Origin of the sequence: Providencia sp. PROV174, from assembly GCF_028480685.1 — a bacterium.
Taxonomy (GTDB): Bacteria; Pseudomonadota; Gammaproteobacteria; order Enterobacterales; family Enterobacteriaceae; genus Providencia; species Providencia rettgeri.
Genome location: NZ_JAMPOT010000007.1, coordinates 162057 through 180535, shown reverse-complemented (window position 1 = coordinate 180535; position 18479 = coordinate 162057). Strand labels below are relative to the sequence as shown.

Sequence of the window (18479 nt, the reverse complement as noted above, 5' to 3'; positions counted from 1 at the left end):
ACGCTCATCCAAAAACAAGTTATAAATACATAGCTGAACTAAACCTGTAACTAAACTTGCAACTAAAATAATAATGAATCATCAAGCCAATGTAGCTAAACAAATATACTCAAAACTAAGCACTATAAAAACCAGAAGACAGTTCTGCAATCGCGACGCCAGAGGCTTTTAAACGACACATAGCAGCTAACTCATCATTAGCATGAATGAATAGGCAAATTTCTTTTTGCCACTCTAAGATTGCGTTAGCGATCTGCATGTCTGACAATGATTCGGACAATTGCTGCATTGCAATACAATCTGTTGCACAGTCATGGCTAAGTAGCTTCAGCCCCACAAGCTTATCGCTATCGGCATCATTCATAGGCACGACTTCAACATCCGTACCTATTTTGCCTGATAACCAGCGGTAGCTTTGCGGTAGCCTGTGCACCACCGAAAGACCTAATTTTTCCACAAAGATATCCTATTGAAACATTTTAGTGTTTTGCCAAGTATTAATACTTGCATTCTTACTCAACCTAACACGGGCTTAAGCTAATCATTCATCGTTCAAACCGAACTTTTAGTTATCCCAAAAGTAACATTAATGTTAAATATCGAACTTTAAATATAACATTAAAAAAACAAAATGTCGTTAAATTTTTGTGACACAAATCATTGCACAATCATTTTAATAGCAAATATATTAAAAATTAAACTAATTTTGATCTTTAAGATCAACATTTAGCTAAAAATACTTAACTTTTTTTTACATTTATGAAATGAAAATAGTAAAAAATAGTTTATTTTTGAAGTTAAACCAAATTTTTATTAATGAATAATGTTGCAATAAGCATTAATTCATAAAACATAAATTTAACAAATTTAGCTCGAATGATAATTGATTTAGATCATTTTTCATTAAAAATTTTAATACCCCTGCATTACTACTCGCTTTTATCGAGCAATATTCCTTTATCTCTAATAGATAAAATGAATGATATGGAGAAGTAACTAGAAAAAATTCTATTTAAAGAAAGGAGAATTGTGTGTTCTCAGTTTCATCCATGAAACATGAAAACATATGGCTTACTTTGCTTTTTTCGCTAATAAAACAAATAACATTGATAATGCTACACAAGCAACCATAGAACCGACCATTGGCCATGCGCTCTGAGCGGGTATGAGTGATAATAAAGTCCCAACGAGTGCGCCAATTGAAAACCTTATTGTTCCTGCCAATGAAGAGACGGTTCCTGCAATATGTGGATAATTATCCAAGATCACTGCCATTGCATTAGAAGTAATCATCGCTATGCCACTAACATAGATTGCAACACCGATAACCAATGTCCAAAAATCTAATGCAAATGCCGTTGTAACAAGCAACCACACGCCCATCACAAATTGGATAATGATGCCAAAGTAAAGCATTTTTTCTGCGCCAAAATGCCTTACATAGCGGCTATTTATTGTTGTCATAATAAACAGGAAGATAATGTTGATACCAAAATAGTAGCCAAAATTCTGTGGAGACACCCCGTTTAAATCGATATAGACAAAAGCGCCTGCATTTAAGAACGAAAACATCCCTGCAAAAGAGAATGAACTCGCTAATATGTAGAACAGAACCTGTCTTGCTCTAAATAAAGTCGCAAATTGCCTTAATGTTGTACCAATATGAAACTTTTGCCTTTTAGCAACGGGCAATGTTTCCCGCACAAAACAGCTCACTAAAATAACGGCAACAACCGCTGCAATGGCGATACTCCAGAAAATGGCATGCCATGAAAACCAACGCATTAGCTCTCCCCCTAAAATAGGGGCTAATAACGGTGCCACCGTCATCACTAATACAACAAAAGACATACTTCTTGAGAATTCATCACGAGTAAACATATCTCGCATAAGTGCGTTAATCACAACACTTGCAGCTGCGGCGGCAAAACCATGTAAAAAACGTAACCAAATCAATGAATCAATCGATTCAGTGATGGCACAAGCCGCTGAAGCGATGGCAAAAACGACAACCCCACCCAAAATAACAGGTTTACGCCCAATGCTATCTGCCATCGGGCCATAAAATAATTGTCCTATAGCAAAACCAAAAATGTAGCTATTGAGCGTCATTTGAATGCGCCCTTCATCTACATTAAAATAATGCATCATCGTCGGAAAGCTTGGTAGGTACATGTCGATAGCCAATGGCATTAGCATCGATAATAAACCTAGAATTAATATCAGCCCCAAATAGGATGAACGCTGCTGTTGCACTCTTTAAACTCCTGCTGTTTTTTTACGTGGTACATTAATGCTGTTGATCTCTTCTTCCGTCAGTGGGCGGTACTCTCCTGGCTCAAGAGCATCATCGAGCCAAATTTCCCCAACACGTTCACGGTGTAACCCACAAACGTGGTTTCCTACCGCTGCAAACATACGTTTTACTTGATGATAACGCCCTTCGCTAATCGTCAGCCTGACATCTCTAGGGCTAATAATTTCCAGTTTCGCTGGTTTAGTTGGATGTTTTTCCCCATTGAGCATAACGCCCTGAGCAAACTGCTCAGCAACATCTTGAGCAATATCATCACTCAATTGAACTCGGTACGTTTTTTCACAATGATGCTTGGGTGAAGTAATGCGATGTGACCATTGACCATCGTCCGTCAATAATACAAGGCCGGTTGTATCGATATCTAAACGCCCTGCTGAATGCAGTTTTTGTGCAAGAGGCTCATCAATAAAAAAAAGAATTGTTGGATGTGTTGGGTCATCTGTTGAGCAAATATAACCTTGTGGTTTATGTAACATAAAATAACGTGGCCCAGTAACTTGCACGAGGACATTGCCATCATAAGCGACTTCATGGTCAATCGTAACTTGAAAAGCCCCTGATTTAACGATTTCCTCATCAACCGTTACAAGCCCTGCGCGCAGTTCTCGCGCTACCAAACTTCGGCTTATCCCTAATTGCTGGGACAAAAATTTATCCAGTCGCATAGATTCTCTTAACTTGATGGAATGCCAGTGAAGCGTACAATAACGCTCAGCTGTCAGAATATAGAGTGAAAGGTTGTTGTGATTGCTATCACATAATTCATTATAACAATAACCCCTGTGAAGTGATAGTTTCACCGAAACAACTCACATCTTTAGACAGAGTCATCGTTTTAAATTAAATTTAACGTCATTCACCTGATTTAATTACATAATGCTGAATAATATGCCTTTTGTTTTACGCCCATACCAACAAGAAGCTGTCGATGCGACGGTCGATTATTTCCGTAAGCAGACTCACCCTGCCGTAATTGTCCTACCAACTGGCGCAGGAAAAAGCTTAGTGATCGCTGAATTGGCATGGCTTGCTCGTGGGCGAGTTCTGGTATTAGCGCATGTAAAAGAATTAGTTGAGCAGAATCATGCTAAGTACCTCGCATATGGCCTACAAGCCGATATATTTGCCGCAGGCCTAAATCGCAAAGAATCTCAAAGCAAAGTCGTTTTCGGCAGTGTGCAATCTGTTGCTCGTAATCTTAAGGAGTTTGACGCACATTTTTCGCTAGTAATTATTGATGAGTGCCATCGCATAAGCCTGAATGATAAAAGCCAATATCAACAAATCATCCAAGCTTTACAGGCCAATAACCCTTCATTACGTATTTTAGGGTTAACCGCCACGCCCTACCGTCTCAACAGTGGTTGGATTTACCAATACCATTACCATGGTATGGTACGTGGCGATGAAAACTGTTTTTTCCATGAGTGTATTTATGAACTACCTCTACACTATATGATTAAAAATAAATTCTTAGTACCACCTGAACGCTTAGACATGCCTGTCCTTCAATATGATTTTAGCCAAGTTTCACTGACATCATCAGGTATTTTTAATGAACAAGAACTTAATTTGTCATTAAAAAAGCAACAACGCATTACACCTAAAATTATTGAGCAAGTTATTGAATATGCAGCACCATTACAAGGCTGTATGATTTTTGCGGCAACGGTCGAGCATGCAAAAGAAATTTTGGGCTATTTACCCCAAAACAGTGCGGCACTAGTGACAGCTGAAACCCCTGCTGCTGATAGGCAAGCAATAATTAAACAATTTAAAAACAAAGAATTACATTATCTAGTTAACGTTTCAGTATTAACAACTGGGTTTGATGCACCTCATGTTGATGTGATTGCAATTTTACGACCAACAGAGTCAGTGAGCTTATACCAACAAATTGTTGGCAGAGGATTACGCCTCTCTGAAGGAAAAACCCGCTGCTTAATCTTAGATTATGCAGGAAACCCACACGATTTGTTTCGGCCTGAAGTGGGTTCTAGTAGACCCAATTCAACCAGTGTTCCCGTGCAAGTTTTCTGTCCATTGTGCCAATTTGCGAATATTTTTTGGGGCAAATGTACCTCTGATGGGCAAATTATTGAACATTACGGCCGGCGCTGCCAAGGCTGGGAAGAAGATGAAAATAAGCAGAAAAAACAATGTGAATTTCGTTTTCGCTTCAAGCAATGTCCACATTGTGGTGCAGAAAATGATATTGCTGCTCGTCGCTGCCAAAAATGCCTAGAGGTGCTTACTGACCCTGACGATATGCTAAAAGCCGCATTAAAACTTAAAGATGCATTAATCATTCGTTGCGGTGGCATGCAATTCATTACTGGGAGTGATACCAAAGGTGAATGGATTAAAATAAATTATTTTGATGAAGACGGAACTCGCGTTGCAGAACGTTTTCGCCTAGCAACGCCCGCACAAAAACGCGTATTCGAATATCGTTTTTTACGAGAGCATCAGCGTGCTCCTGGTGTTCCATTTAAATGGAATAATGCAAATGATATATTATTGCAGCAATCATTATTACGTTATCCCCAATTTATAGTTGCACGCAAAAAAGAGCGTTTTTGGGAAATTAGAGAGAAAATCTTCGATTATCAAGGGCGTTTTCGCGTTGCAGATTCCCTATCATAAAGTGAAAACGATCATAATGATTGCCGGATGACGGATTTTTCGTTAAAATGCCGCCCGCCTTCCGATATCTTATTCACTGAATGAAGTATCCATTGGCCAAATCTCGAACCTGCTGCTGGGTCGCCTGTAGCAGGAATTTATATTTTCTTTTTATAGAGAAATAGTAATGTTAACTATCAATGCAATTGAACGTAAAGAGCAGGGTAAGGGTGCGAGCCGCCGCCTGCGCAGAGATAACCAGCTTCCAGCTATCGTTTACGGTGGCAACCAAGAAGCTATCTCTGTAACTCTTAACCACGATGAAATCATCAACCAAGAAAGCAAAGCAGAATTTTACGAAGTTCTGAATCTGGTTATCGATGGTAAAGAAACAAAAGTAAAAGTTCAGGCTGTTCAACGTCACCCATTTAAGCCAAAAGTGACGCACATTGACTTCCTGCGCGCTTAATTAAAGCCCACAGCCGAGCTTTAGAATTTTCGGGACGCCGAGTAAATAACGCCGCAATTGCGGCGTTATTTATTTCTATCTATTCAACATCACGGCCTATTTAGCACCCCGGCGTTGTAATTGGTCACGCAAATTAGGTGGTGTACCGCGAATGGTCAACGTATCAGTTACAGGGTCCCAAAAGATACGCTCTCCCATAAGCATCGCATCAAAGCTAATCGTGATCCCTCCGCCACTTCCAGAGAACTTCGTTAATTGCTTCAACGTTCCTCTATCGGCTGGGAAACTTTCTTCAAGTTGATAATCATTTTGGCGAGCGAAATCGTCAAAGCTTTGTTCTTCAACCATTGGCAACTCTTTTGCCAGCGCCTGTAGCTCAATTTCCTCTCCAGATTGTAATTGTTCTGTACAATAACTATGCACCTGCTGGCGATAAGCTTGACGCGTATTTTTGTCCATTTGTGCATTATCACAAAAATCGTCGAGTGCCTGTACCAAGCCTTTATTCTGAACTTTTGCGTTTAATCCCTCTGATGCAGCCAAAAAGTCCATAAAGAAATCAGACACTTTTCGGCCTACTCTGCCTTTTAAGAAAGTTAAATAGCGTTTTGATTCCGGATTGGTCTCCCATTCGGTTAAATCAATACGAGCAACAATATCTGCATGAGGGATGTCTAAATAATGTGTGGTGCCTAAATCCAATGATTCCGTGACAAACATGCTGTCACAACTATTGAGCACCGCAATTAATAAATATTCGACCGCGAGGTAACGGTATTGACAAAAAAGAACCACGCCCCCTTCAGCAAAAGGATATTTGGCTAATTCATCTTTCAAGCGAACGGTCATCGCACGGCTGAACCCTAAAAACTCCTCCTCGCCTTTACGCAATAACTTTAACGCGTCAGCAAGTTCACTTTCTTCGTTAAATTCACCAAAAGCTTTACTTTTTGCACTATAGACGCGATGTAATTCGGCCATCATGTCTTGTACGACACCATCTGCTGTCAATAAAGAATCCCGCAACATCACCTCTAGCGTTTGCTCATCTCTTTTAATTAACTGGTGTAAAGCTATCTGGTTAATTTCCAGACTCATTGTTGGCTCCTTCGTTATAGCGAAAATAATGTTGCGCGTATTCAAACATTGATATTATTCCTCTGCAACAGAAACCATCATTTGTTCTATTTTCAGCCTAATTACGCTGAACTAATACGCACTTTACGAATCTGAATTAGCATTATTATCACTTAAACAAAAATTTGTTGCGAAGAAAGAAGAAAAACCAGCTGTGATACGCTATGATATGTAGCTTTCATTAATTTAGGATGTCTCAATTTATGCCACAATCATCTCGCTATAGTGATGAAAAAGTTGAAGGTTTACTTTCTGACCTCGTGAGCGTGTTAGAAAAAAACCACACCCCTGTTGACCTTTCCCTCATGGTGTTAGGTAATATGGTAACGAATCTGCTGAACACGTCGGTTGCGCCTGCGCAACGTAAAATGATTGCAGAATCATTCGCAAATGCATTACTTTCTTCTGTTAAAGAAGATCAATCACACTAATTGATTAATGAAATAAACAGTATGGTCACCCACCTGCGCTACCGTGACAAAGTCTCTAACATGATTGGTTGGGGGCACTGGTTTGCACTATTCAATATACTGCTTAGCCTCGTGTTAAGTAGTAGCTATCTGTTTATTTTTGATTGGCCAGATACCCTAACTGGCCGAATTTATGCTTTCGTCAGTTGGATTGGTCACTTTAGTTTTGTGGTTTTTGCTACTTACTTACTAATTGTTTTTCCACTGACCTTTATTGTTATGTCTCAGCGGCTTCTAAGGGTACTTTGTGTTGCCCTCGCAACGGCTGGTACAACGCTATTAATTTTTGATATCCGTGTTTTTAGCCAATTTGGTTTGCATTTAACACCGCAAGTTTGGGACTTGGTCATCAACCCAACTAAGGGCGAGATGGCTCGTGAATGGCAACTGATGTTTATCAGCATTCCGATTATCTTTCTTGTTGAAATGTTATTTGCGACTTGGAGTTGGCAAAAACTACGTAGTTTAAACCGCCAAACATTTGGAAAACCGCTTGCGGGTATTTTTATTGTGACCTTTATTATGTCACACCTGATGTATGCATGGGCCGATGCTAATTTTTATCGCCCTATCACCATGCAACGCTACAATTATCCATTGTCACAACCCATGACAGCCCGGAAGCTCCTTGATAGGTATGGTCTGTTAGACTTAACCGAACATCAAAACCGTGTATTCCAGCAAGGTAGCCCGACAGCACTTAAATTAAACTACCCATTGAAACCTTTAAGTTATTATGACCAAGGCGCCGATTACAACTTATTATTGTTGGTCATTGATGATCTTGGAGATAAATCTCAACAAGATTCTATGGGTGCGTTAAACGAATTTAAAGAAATCAGTACACAGTTTACGAATCACTACACTGCTGGCCTACGTAATGATACCGCGCTATTTGGCTTATTCTATGGTATTTCATCAACTTATTTCGATAATATTCTCAATGGTCGCCATCCATCAGCGCTAATCGAAGCCTTACAACATCAAGGGTATCAGTTTGGTTTGTTCTCAACAGATGGCTTTAATTCTCCATTATTTAGGCAAGCTATTTTAGCGGATTACTCATTACCTGCCAAAACAGCAGATAACGATAATTTAACGGTCACACAATGGAATAATTGGCTAGATAACCTTAAAAATGGCTCGCCTTGGTTCTCTTTCCTCAATATTAAAGGAACGCCTGGAAGTGCGAAAACCAATGAACAAATCAATCGCGTAATGGCTGTATTACAGCGTGATAATCGCTTGCAAAACACCATTGTTATTGTAACCGCAAATTACAATAACCAAGGAAAAGCAGAAAACGAGTGGTTAGATGGCAAACACTTCAATCGTAATAATATGCAAGTGCCACTATTCATTTATTGGCCAAACACACCAGCGCAGCAAATAGATAAGCTAACAAGCCATCAAGATGTCATGACAACATTGATGCAGCGTTTATTACATGTCAGTAATCCACCCGATGATTACAGCCAAGGTGAAGATTTATTTAGTGTTAAGCGTACTTACCCATGGGTGATCACCGGTGATAACGACGATGTTGTTATTACCACTGATAATGCCACTCTCTACATGGATCAAAATGGTCAGTTTAATATCTATGATAAACAAGGTGCTATAGAACGAAATGAAAAGCCTGATTTAGCTGAGTTGTTGAAGATCTTTACTGAGCTAAAACGTTTTAATGAAAATTAGTGCTTAAATATCAACCAGTCGTGTCGTCAGTCTATTGCTTTTAAAAGCAAATTGAGTAGTATTAATCAAAGTTCGGCATGTAGCGCAGCTTGGTAGCGCACCGTCATGGGGTGTCGGGGGTCGTAGGTTCAAATCCTATCATGCCGACCAAAATTCCCTAAGAAAACCAACCTGTTATGGTTGGTTTTTTTGTATGTGTAATTTTAAAAAGGTAAAATGACGGTAAAACCACGGTAAAATCCCAGCCAATTTCCTAGCTTTTAACCACTGGCAATTCATCAACGTTTGTCGTATATGCTGACAACATTTCTCTTTTCATCTTGTATACGCTATTTACTACTCTTACTAACAAACAATCATTACACATACCTGTCAATTACTAACCATGGTTATATTTCCCATAGTCACTAGTACTATTGTGTGCGTTATACCAACAACAATCCTTAGCGATTCATAGAACCATAATAAATCGCCTTGTGATGTGTATTAAACTTTACCAAAACATAAGATTTTAATTATGATTTTTGAGCACTAATAATAAATATCATTGGTCGCTCTTTTTCCTCATCTAATGTAGGATTTTCTATAATTTGCTCGCATGATGGCCCCCACTCGTCCAGTGCAATTATTTCAAACCCAGCAGAAATTAATAAGTTAATCCAAGTTGATAATTTTCTGTGCTGCTTCACGACACCATCAGCAAACCAATTGCTAATTCTATTGCCTTCTTGCTGGTACTGATTAACCGGCCAGGCTTTATTACCATACTTATCTGTACACCATTCTTGAATAAGTGGTGCGGTGTATATTGGATGCTCTGCTGAAAAAATCACCCTTCCACCTTGATTTAGAGCTTGATACAACTTAGCTAATAGAGAATAAATATCGACCACATAATGTAGTGCCAGCGAGCTATAGATCAAATCATATTGTTCAGTGGGTAAGCTCAACTTTTCCAAGTCAGCACGTAAATAAATTATTGCTGAATCATCTGTCATGGAAATTGCTTTTGTTAGCATTTTTTCTGAGAGGTCAACACCCGTTACCTGTGTTGCCCCTTGAGCCCTAGCCCAACGACAAAACCAACCATAACCACAGCCTAAATCTATAATAGATTTTCCATTTAAATCTGGTAATAACCGTTGTATTGCACTCCATTCTGGTGCACCATTAAGCCCTTTGACTGAGCGAGGCAATGTTGCATAGCCCGCAAAAAAATCAGGATCATCATAAATATTTTGAGACATGGTCTATTCCCACAATAATAAGAAACTTAGGCTATCATATTCTATATTTCTTAATTTTGATAAGAAATAGCACTGTATCGCTTTACAACGACTCAATGATAGTAAAGAGCAAACTTTATGGTAGCTTTTCAGCTAACTGTTTATAATATTAAAAATCAATAGGTTAATAGAAAAATAACTATAATGAACTTATTTTAAGTTTTTATATTAACCTTTTATTTAAACCAACCCTATGCGGTAATATTTTCAAATTAAGACATTTAGCATTGGCAAATAACTGATTAATAATGAAAACTAACTTTAGAGTAGCAACACTAATTGATATAAATGCTATATTTTCCATAGATACCATTGCGACAACAGAACGCTATGAAGACATTATCCAATGGATCGAACAAGGAATATGTTATGTACTGGAAGCCAACAACGAAATATTGGCGTATGGTGTTCTACATTATCATTTCTATTCCCATGCCTTTATAGAGTTATTAATGATAAATAAAAACTATCGTCGGCAAGGCCTTGGTCTCATTTTAATTAATAAACTAAAAATGCAGAGTAAAACCCAAAAAATTTTTACATCTACAAATCAATCAAATACAGCCACTCAACAACTCTTAATAAAAGCTGGCTTTATTCCTAGTGGCTACATTGAAAATTTAGATGATAATGATCCCGAACTTATCTATTGCTATATACCTGATTAAAACCATCTACATGGTGAACTATAATAGCGCTTTATTCATCACAACCGTTTGCAAGGTGCGATTAAATTGCTGATACACTTCTTGAGCTATCACTTCTGGATAGCTTAATACCCTAAGCTTATGAGGTATATTTTCTGGGTAATAACTTGGATGTGCGTGAGCGTATTCGTTTTGCTGAAAACCGCAATGTTGATAAAAAGACCAACGTTTTTGGCTAACTTCATCAATAATGGGGTCTATTTCTAGAATTACTTTACCAACATCATGGCAAAACAGTTTTAATACCTTTTGCCCATAACCTTGCCCTCTTAATATGGGGGAAATAGCAAGGTGCTCAATGTAATAATAATCTTCGATTTTCCAACAACCAATGAAACCAATAAAAGTGTCATTCTCTTTGAAATTGAGTAAATAATAATCGCTATGATTTAATATTGCCTCTCTTCCTTGGTAGCTTCTTTGTTCATATAACGGAAAAGCGGTGTCATACAACTGGTTAATCATTGCTATCGATTGGCTATCTTCACTTGAAACTCTTAAAGCATGTAACATTTAATCAAAACTCACCCTTATAAAAAATATTATCTAGCATACCTATTTTAAATTTTCTGACAATTATTTATCGTGAATTCATAATATTAACCTTTTGTTTTATCTTGCTATTATTTTTTCACTTCATTCGCTGATAAAAATATTTGTGGCTCTATATTGACTTTTTTACCTAATAGCTCTAAAAATACTGTATATTAATACAGTCTTTACTAGAGGCTATCATGTTACGTATCGAAGTATTATTTGATAAGAACGCTCCACAAAAACCAAGTTCAATTGTTTTGCAAGCACTTGAAACTGAGATTTTACGCAAACTTCAAAACCAATATCCTGATATGATAACGCGGGTTGGGTTTAGCTCACAACAACGCATTAACATCTCTGGAACTAAAATAACGGAAGATAAAATTCGTATTGAAGAGATACTGGAAGAAATATGGATGGATGATGGTTGGATCCCAGAAGAAACAACGGTGGATTAACCTAATACTTAAAGGAATGTTTACCCATTGTGTAACATTCCTTTTTCTTTTACTAAAACTCGTAATTAAACCCAGCCTCATCGACAAAAACACTTCCACTAGCAAGAGAATAAAACCAAGATAATGCATTGATTATTAAAGAAATTACTTGTTTTAAATTTCTCATGTCTAAATTTTACTCGCTATTTATTAATAGATTTTATATCTAAGAAAAGCTTTAATTTCTTTCACTGGGTTTAATTTTTTATTTCCTTCACGAGTTGTTCTAACCTGCGAAATACAGTTATCAACATTCACGCAAGTAGAAACTTCATTTAGCGCTAGAGTTGATAAGCTAACTGAGGGTGAATTATTGAAATCTTTTCCCATAAATATTAAAGCAAGCGCGATTGCTACTATAAATAATGGCACCTCATAAAATGCTTGTTTCATTACCAATGCTCTTATTGTTTGAGTGATGAAATGATAATAAACAATCTATTTCTTTGTACCTTAAAAATGAGTTAAACCAACCTTAAGATATGCTTAAATCTGATTCAAACTTGAACTATGCATATTGTCTGATACTCACTGCCTGCTTATACTTGTTTGTAGAGGTGATAATATGAATATCCTATTAGTCGAAGATGATCTTCAGTTGGGAAAGGCACTATGTCGAGGACTGGAACTGGCAGGCTTTAACCCTTGTTGGGTAAGGCTACTTGCAGACGCAAAATTACAACTTGCCTCCCGTAATTTTGACTTAATGCTCTTGGATTTAGGCTTGCCTGATGGCGATGGCCATGAAGAACTCATTACTTGGCGTAATATGGGGGAAACTATCCCAATAATTATTCTTACAGCAAGAAATCAAATGGATAACCTAGTTTCTAGTTTAGATTCAGGTGCAGATGACTTTTTAACAAAACCATTCGCTATGCCTGAGCTTATTTCTCGAGTAAAAGCAGTTAGCCGCCGTATGGCTGGCTTTTCATCTGAAATATGGCAACTTGGTAACCTGCAATTAAATCCTCTTAATCACCAAGTGACCCTAAATGAACAATTGCTATTGCTCTCTGGGAAAGAATATTTATTGCTCTATGAATTAATCAAAAATGCGGATAATGTCGTAAGAAAAACAGATTTAGAACAGCGTCTATTCGGATTAGACGATGTGGAAAGTAACTCTTTAGAGGTTCATATTCATAATTTACGTCGAAAAATAGGTAAAGACCGTATAATTACTATCCGTGGTATTGGTTATTTATTAAAAAAAGAAGTGCCACTAAGTGAAAGTTAAATCATTTTTTATTTATACGTTTGGGCTACAAATTAGTTCAGTTATTTTCCTTTGGCTGTTATTAGTTGGTTGGCTACATTTTTTTTATTGGCCTTCAATTCATGATGAGTTAAATGAGCAACAGAACGTCATCACTCAAGGGTTTGCTAAAACACTTGATGTGGTTGCTGATAAGCCAGAATATTTCAATAAAATTGCTGATAATCTACAAGAACTTTATTCTACGGCGATGGAAAGTGGTGACGATATTAGTTATCGACCATTTATGATTGTTAGAGATAAACAAGGGAATGTCTATTATCGAAACAGTGACAAGCTACACGTTCCATCGATTAAATCCGTCTCTGAGCTCGCTGTATTACATAAAGACTGGCACTTTACGTCTGCATGGAATGACAACAAAACCTTTGAAGTTGTTATTGCCGAATCTTATAGTGACCGTAAATCCTTATTAGGTAGCCCAGCCGAAGGCACCGCCATCCCTCTCGCTTTTATTTTGGCTATTATGCTGTTAGCAATTTTAATTACTGCTTACTTTAGCCTACGGCCTTTAAGGCAATCTGCAAAACTAATCTCTAGCCGCCAGCCGGGTAATTTAACTCCAATAGAAACGAAAGAACAATATAAAGAAATTAGGCCTATCATTGCAGCAATCAATAACCTTATGTCTCGTGTTGATGCTGCGAATCAACGCGAAAAGCGCTTCATGGCAGATGCTGCACATGAATTACGAACACCGATTGCAGCTGTCATAGCTCAATTACATTTATTAATGCAAATTGATAATCCAAAAGAAAAAGAAGAAATCATTAATGATATGCAAGAGACTTTAAATCGTGCAGCTTCTCTATCACATCAATTAATTGACTTAGCACGCTTAGAAACTGAAGATTTTTTATTAAATAAAGAGCAGGTTGACCTTCCCGTATTAATCAGCCACTTAATATCCTCACATATACCTTACGCCATTAACAAAAACATTGATGTCGAACTACAAAGCCCAAAATCGTTTTATATCCTCACTGATAAACTTGCACTGAGTAATATTTTTACAAATTTGATTGAAAATGCGATTAAATATTGCCCAGAAAAAGGGAAAATAAAAGTTATTTTAAAAAACCTAACTCCATTTGGTGGAACTATTTCTGTTCAAGATAACGGCCGAGGAATTCCAGAAGAAAGCCGTCAACTTATATTTTCTCGTTTTTATCGAGTTCCTGGAACAATGGAAACCGGAAGTGGTTTAGGTTTATCTATCGCTCATAATTTAGCCCATAAAATTGGTGCAGTAATTAGAGTTACTGATGGATTAGACAATCGAGGCATTGGTTTTATTATTGACTTACCCTAAATCTAATTATGTTATTGAGTTAACAGCATTCACTATTTTTTCTAGCTAGAATACACCTTTTATAAGTTAATATACGTACACTTAAAAGAGGCAATAATGTCCAAGGCATTAGTTATTATTGATCTCATTGAAGAGATAATTGGTAAAAATGGCTTATCTAATTCTAGCTATCAACAGACTTGCTCTCGCAAAATCGTTGAAAAAGCCAATCAAGCAGCACAATATGCAAGAAGTCATCATATCCCAGTTATTTGGGTTAAAGTTGGGTTTTCAGACAATTACCACGATGTTCCTGCTGGCTCCCCAATGTTTCAGCAAGCCAAAAGCCTTGGTGCCTTAAAATTAAGTGGTAATGGGTGTAATTGGGCTCATGACCTTGAAGTGGCATTTCGTGACCCTGTTATGATTAAAAAAGGTGTTTCTGCGTTTGCAGGAAACCATTTCCATAAATGGCTTACCGAAAATGGCATTACAAAATTGTTTATTGGCGGAGTTAGTACCGTAAAAGCCATTGAAAGTACAGCTCGGCAGGCTCATGACTTAGGGTATTATGTCACCGTACTTGAAGACTTATGTGCCGCTCCAACGCCAGAACTCCACCAGCAAAGTATTCAGGCATTGGATGGAATGGTAACGGTTTCTTCCGTTAAAGAATTTATGCAATTAAAATAACACTTAGATATCTCATGAGATTATTTTAATTTTTGCAAGTATATATCCCGTAGCCGGGTAGCAAGTTTCCCCGGCTTACCTTCCCCAATCAATTGGTTATTCACCATAATAACTGACCAAACTAATGTTGTTGCAGAAGTAATAAAGACTTCTTTTGCTTCTAACATTTCATCAATGCTAAATGGCTTTTCAACAATGTCTATTTCTTGCTCCCGAGCAAGCTGTAAAATTGCTTGGCGGGTAATACCTGACAATATCTTATTACTTAGCCCTCGTGTTTGTATTTGGTTCTGAGGAGTAATAATAAAACAATTACTGGAACTTCCTTCCGTAACATAGCCATTTTTAACAAAAATAGCGTCATCTGCACCTTGTTGCTTAGCGTATTCTTTTGCCATAGAAGCCGCTAATAAGGCGACTGTTTTAATATCACAACGTTGCCAACGAATATCATCGACAGTGATGACTTTTATTCCATATTTAGACTTTTCATTTTCAACAATCTTCGTCTTTTGTGTAAATAAGACCAATGTTGGCTTCGTTTTTTTATCAGGATATAAAAAGTTGCGTTGTCTTGCATTACCGCGAGTCAGTTGTAAATATACAAGCCCTTCCTCTATATTATTTTGTAGAACTAGTTGAAGATGAATTTGCTTTAATTCTGCTAAATCGTAAGGTAATGATAGCTGTAATTCAGTACAAGAACGCTGCAAACGGGCCATATGATGTTCAAAGTCAACTAGCTTACCGTTAATTATTGCTGTCACTTCATATACTGCATCAGCAAATAAAAACCCACGGTCAAAAACAGATACTGATGCTTCTTCTTCAGGTAAAAACTGGCCGTTCACATAAGCAATCATGCGCTGTATTCCTTTATCAATCAAATCATTACCTATTCTCTATTTAACCATACACCATATTGTAAAAATTACCTTTCAATTCTTCACATTTTTGTAGTCATTTATAGATTTTCATCCGTCTTATCGGAGTATCTTTCAACCAAAATGAATGCCAGCAAAGAGATTAAAATATAGTTTAATATTTAAAATTATTTTTAATATTAACTTGACATTAACATGCTAATGGCTAAAATGCTCTCACGTGATCTGGATCACATTTTAATTTGGAGTTACCGATGAACAGCATCAAAGAATTTATCAGCAGTGTGCAAGAAGTTGTTGAATTACTCTCTAAACGTTTTATGTAAGCAAGTTAATCATTTTGTAGTCAATCAAACCTTTTAGTTACCTAATCATTAGCGTTAATTGCATTTATTTTGCACAACGACCTTGCAATCAAGGTCGTTTTTTTTATTCAAAAACATTTTCAATAATTTCAGCTACAACCGCTGTCCCTATCGCAACTAGAATAAGATCCTGACCACTTACTTTCCATTCATAGCCAACATAAACAGGTAATTGCGCTAAAAATGGTGAAGGTAACGCTTTTTTTGCAATACCTGGAGGAAGCGGTTTTCCCCTACTCACTTGCTTTGCAATACCTGGCGGCAAGCTTTGGTATCCCGTCAAACCATACTCAATGGCCAAAGGCCTTACATGACCAAAACTCACATTGAAACTCACACTCGAACCCCGTTGTTTATCGTAATACTTGTTCGATTTGGTATGTTTTAGCTGTTGATTACTATTTTCTTTATTTGATTTATCTTTGTTCTGATTTCCTTTATTTCCATGAATTTTTTGATTTCCTTTACCATTCTCTTGACCTTGATTGCCATTAGGAGATGAATTTGCGAATAATGGCGTACAAGCAATAACAGGCAATAAGATATACTGCAAAAGAACTGAACAAAGCGGCTTTTTAAATATGTTCATAATAAATTCCTGCAAAGTGAATATAATATTAGGAATATTTTGAAGAACATTATGCTTAGTTATAGAGACTCACAATCAGAAAATACTTATCACACGTAATGTTATGTAAATGTTACTTAACCCATCAAATTAACGAACGTCCTCCTTTATAATAACCTTTATTATCATCAGTATTGCATTCATATACTAAGCAATACTTAGAACTAACAATAAGAATTAGGACGGAGTTTAATATTGTTCACCATGAATTTTCATTACTAATATGATAAGGTCGTTTGACTATCTAATATTTTTATAAGTAATCGTTCCTAACCCCTAAAGAAGGAGAAACCATGCAGCAGCAACTGCTAGACTGGGTACGTCAGTTCAACCAAGATTACGCTAACCTTGCCTCTTTACTGATGGTACTCGGTTTAATTCTGATCGTCGCCTGCGTATTACATTTAATTCTACATAAAATATTACTTCCACAACTCGAAAAACGCGGGCAAAAAAGTGCAGGAACTTGGGTTCATTTAATCACTCAACATAATCTTTTTAATCGCTTTGCTTTTGTTATTCAAGGTGTTGTTGTCAATATCCAAGCAACGCTATGGTTGCATTCAGGTTCGACTGCACAAGCCGTTCTAAAGGTCGGTTCACAGGCATGGTGCCTATTATTTGGCTTACTCACCCTCTATTCTGTTCTTGATATTATACTCGGTGTGCTCCAGCGTGCCGCCAAAACTGCGCATTTACCGCTTAGAGGAATATTCCAAAGCCTTAAGCTGATTGCTACAATTTTAATTGGCATCATGATAATTGCGCTATTAATTGGTAAATCCCCACTAATTATTCTTAGCGGCCTTGGCGCAATGACCGCCGTTATGATGTTAGTGTTTAAAGATCCCATTATGGGCTTAGTTGCAGGAATTCAACTTTCAGCCAATAACATGGTTAATATTGGTGATTGGTTAGAAATGCCTAAATACGGCGCTGATGGCGCTGTTGTAGATATTGGTTTAACCACAGTAAAAGTGCGTAACTGGGATAACACAGTTACAACCATTCCTACTTATGCCCTTATCTCTGATTCCTTCAAAAACTGGAAAGGAATGACTGAATCAGGTGGCCGCAGAATTAAGCGTAGTGTCCGCTTAGATGCCAGCAGTGTACATTTTTTAACATCTGAAGAAGTAGAACAATGCATTAAAGCAAATTTACTTGAGCCCTATATCGAACAGAAAATATCGGAGATTCAAGTTTTTAATTCTAGTCTACCTGATGATAAAGCGGTTCCTTTAAATCAACGCCGTTTGACGAATATAGGGACTTTCCGAGCTTATATTGAAGCTTATTTAAAATCACATCCTAATATTCACAAAAATATGACGATCATGGTCAGGCAGCTAGAGTCTGACTCAAATGGTATCCCAATCGAAATATATGCATTTACCAATACAACCGTATGGGTGGAATATGAAAGAATACAGTCAGACATTTTTGACCATATCTTTTCAATCCTTCCGCAATTTAATCTGATGGTACATCAATCACCTACCGGAAATGATGTTAGAATGATAGGCAATTCCCCAGAAAAATAATTAATACTAAGTAATTAGTTAAATTTTCTTATTCATCTACATCTAAAGTGGT

The 18479-nt window shown here is 37.2% G+C and carries 20 protein-coding genes and 1 tRNA gene; 11 read left to right on the top strand and 10 right to left on the bottom strand.

Annotation, left to right across the window (positions count from 1 at the left end):
• Nucleotides 1-115: 115 nt before the first annotated feature.
• From PSE60_RS04445 to rsuA, 3 genes are all read right to left on the bottom strand, one after another.
• The gene (locus PSE60_RS04445) at nucleotides 116-457 is read right to left on the bottom strand and encodes a hypothetical protein (RefSeq protein ID WP_004260080.1); all 342 of its coding nucleotides are present in this window, start codon (nucleotides 455-457) and stop codon (nucleotides 116-118) included.
• 614 nt (nucleotides 458-1071) lie between these two features.
• On the bottom strand, nucleotides 1072-2256 hold the full coding sequence (locus PSE60_RS04440) for a Bcr/CflA family multidrug efflux MFS transporter (protein WP_109911581.1): 1185 nt from the start codon (nucleotides 2254-2256) through the stop codon (nucleotides 1072-1074).
• Between the two features lie 3 nt (nucleotides 2257-2259).
• Nucleotides 2260-2982: a 16S rRNA pseudouridine(516) synthase RsuA gene (gene rsuA, locus PSE60_RS04435; protein ID WP_210840136.1), complete on the bottom strand. Its 723-nt coding sequence runs from the start codon at nucleotides 2980-2982 to the stop codon at nucleotides 2260-2262.
• Nucleotides 2983-3205: 223 nt separating this feature from the next.
• Here rsuA and PSE60_RS04430 point away from each other — a divergent pair, with 223 nt between their 5' ends.
• Together PSE60_RS04430 and rplY are read left to right on the top strand one after the other, a co-directional pair.
• On the top strand, nucleotides 3206-4963 hold the full coding sequence (locus tag PSE60_RS04430) for a DEAD/DEAH box helicase (protein WP_272664667.1): 1758 nt from the start codon (nucleotides 3206-3208) through the stop codon (nucleotides 4961-4963).
• Nucleotides 4964-5129: 166 nt separating this feature from the next.
• A complete protein-coding gene (gene rplY, locus PSE60_RS04425) occupies nucleotides 5130-5411 on the top strand; it encodes a 50S ribosomal protein L25 (RefSeq protein WP_004260060.1) in 282 nt (93 codons plus the stop codon).
• Nucleotides 5412-5507: 96 nt separating this feature from the next.
• Here rplY and yejK read toward each other — a convergent pair whose 3' ends face one another.
• Nucleotides 5508-6509, bottom strand: a complete 1002-nt coding sequence (gene yejK / locus PSE60_RS04420; RefSeq protein WP_004911936.1) for a nucleoid-associated protein YejK — start codon at nucleotides 6507-6509, stop codon at nucleotides 5508-5510.
• Nucleotides 6510-6751: 242 nt separating this feature from the next.
• On the opposite strand from yejK, the gene PSE60_RS04415 reads away from it, so the two are divergent.
• The 3 genes from PSE60_RS04415 (at nucleotide 6752) to PSE60_RS04405 (ending at nucleotide 8866) form a co-directional block, all read left to right on the top strand.
• Nucleotides 6752-6979 (top strand): YejL family protein, encoded by a 228-nt coding sequence (locus PSE60_RS04415; RefSeq protein WP_004911940.1) that lies wholly within the window; start codon nucleotides 6752-6754, stop codon nucleotides 6977-6979.
• Between the two features lie 21 nt (nucleotides 6980-7000).
• Entirely contained in the window at nucleotides 7001-8716 is a 1716-nt protein-coding gene (gene yejM, locus PSE60_RS04410; RefSeq protein WP_210840134.1) for an LPS biosynthesis-modulating metalloenzyme YejM, read from the top strand.
• A gap of 73 nt (nucleotides 8717-8789) precedes the next feature.
• Nucleotides 8790-8866: transfer RNA gene (locus PSE60_RS04405), tRNA-Pro, on the top strand.
• 103 nt (nucleotides 8867-8969) lie between these two features.
• Here PSE60_RS04405 and PSE60_RS04400 read toward each other — a convergent pair.
• Both PSE60_RS04400 and PSE60_RS04395 read right to left on the bottom strand, forming a co-directional pair.
• Nucleotides 8970-9083: a DUF4113 domain-containing protein gene (locus PSE60_RS04400; RefSeq protein ID WP_272664796.1), complete on the bottom strand. Its 114-nt coding sequence runs from the start codon at nucleotides 9081-9083 to the stop codon at nucleotides 8970-8972.
• A gap of 148 nt (nucleotides 9084-9231) precedes the next feature.
• A complete protein-coding gene (locus PSE60_RS04395) occupies nucleotides 9232-9963 on the bottom strand; it encodes a class I SAM-dependent methyltransferase (protein WP_272664666.1) in 732 nt (243 codons plus the stop codon).
• Nucleotides 9964-10250: 287 nt separating this feature from the next.
• Between PSE60_RS04395 and PSE60_RS04390 the strand changes: the two genes are divergently transcribed.
• The gene (locus PSE60_RS04390; RefSeq protein WP_272664665.1) at nucleotides 10251-10670 is read left to right on the top strand and encodes a GNAT family N-acetyltransferase; all 420 of its coding nucleotides are present in this window, start codon (nucleotides 10251-10253) and stop codon (nucleotides 10668-10670) included.
• A gap of 18 nt (nucleotides 10671-10688) precedes the next feature.
• Here the strand turns inward: PSE60_RS04390 and PSE60_RS04385 are convergent, their stop codons facing one another.
• Nucleotides 10689-11222 (bottom strand): GNAT family N-acetyltransferase, encoded by a 534-nt coding sequence (locus PSE60_RS04385; RefSeq protein ID WP_210836766.1) that lies wholly within the window; start codon nucleotides 11220-11222, stop codon nucleotides 10689-10691.
• Between the two features lie 221 nt (nucleotides 11223-11443).
• On the opposite strand from PSE60_RS04385, the gene PSE60_RS04380 reads away from it, so the two are divergent.
• Nucleotides 11444-11704, top strand: coding sequence for a DinI-like family protein (locus PSE60_RS04380; protein WP_272664664.1), 261 nt, complete (start codon nucleotides 11444-11446; stop codon nucleotides 11702-11704).
• A gap of 189 nt (nucleotides 11705-11893) precedes the next feature.
• Here the strand turns inward: PSE60_RS04380 and PSE60_RS04375 are convergent, their stop codons facing one another.
• Nucleotides 11894-12136 carry a hypothetical protein gene (locus tag PSE60_RS04375; protein WP_210836765.1) on the bottom strand — a complete coding sequence of 81 codons (243 nt, stop codon included), beginning with the start codon at nucleotides 12134-12136 and terminating at the stop codon, nucleotides 11894-11896.
• Between the two features lie 172 nt (nucleotides 12137-12308).
• On the opposite strand from PSE60_RS04375, the gene PSE60_RS04370 reads away from it, so the two are divergent.
• From PSE60_RS04370 to PSE60_RS04360, 3 genes are all read left to right on the top strand, one after another.
• A complete protein-coding gene (locus PSE60_RS04370) occupies nucleotides 12309-12983 on the top strand; it encodes a response regulator (protein WP_272664663.1) in 675 nt (224 codons plus the stop codon).
• A complete protein-coding gene (locus PSE60_RS04365) occupies nucleotides 12973-14334 on the top strand; it encodes a sensor histidine kinase (protein WP_272664662.1) in 1362 nt (453 codons plus the stop codon). The genes PSE60_RS04370 and PSE60_RS04365 overlap by 11 nt, the downstream gene beginning before the upstream one ends.
• A 96-nt stretch (nucleotides 14335-14430) precedes the next feature.
• A complete protein-coding gene (locus PSE60_RS04360; protein ID WP_272664661.1) occupies nucleotides 14431-15006 on the top strand; it encodes a cysteine hydrolase family protein in 576 nt (191 codons plus the stop codon).
• Nucleotides 15007-15026: 20 nt separating this feature from the next.
• On the opposite strand, the gene PSE60_RS04355 is transcribed toward PSE60_RS04360, so the two are convergent.
• Nucleotides 15027-15869 (bottom strand): D-amino-acid transaminase, encoded by an 843-nt coding sequence (locus PSE60_RS04355; protein ID WP_210840321.1) that lies wholly within the window; start codon nucleotides 15867-15869, stop codon nucleotides 15027-15029.
• A gap of 450 nt (nucleotides 15870-16319) precedes the next feature.
• Nucleotides 16320-16844: an anti-virulence regulator CigR family protein gene (locus tag PSE60_RS04350; RefSeq protein ID WP_272664660.1), complete on the bottom strand. Its 525-nt coding sequence runs from the start codon at nucleotides 16842-16844 to the stop codon at nucleotides 16320-16322.
• Nucleotides 16845-17176: 332 nt separating this feature from the next.
• Here PSE60_RS04350 and PSE60_RS04345 point away from each other — a divergent pair, with 332 nt between their 5' ends.
• The gene (locus PSE60_RS04345) at nucleotides 17177-18427 is read left to right on the top strand and encodes a mechanosensitive ion channel family protein (protein WP_272664659.1); all 1251 of its coding nucleotides are present in this window, start codon (nucleotides 17177-17179) and stop codon (nucleotides 18425-18427) included.
• Nucleotides 18428-18479 lie beyond the last annotated feature (52 nt).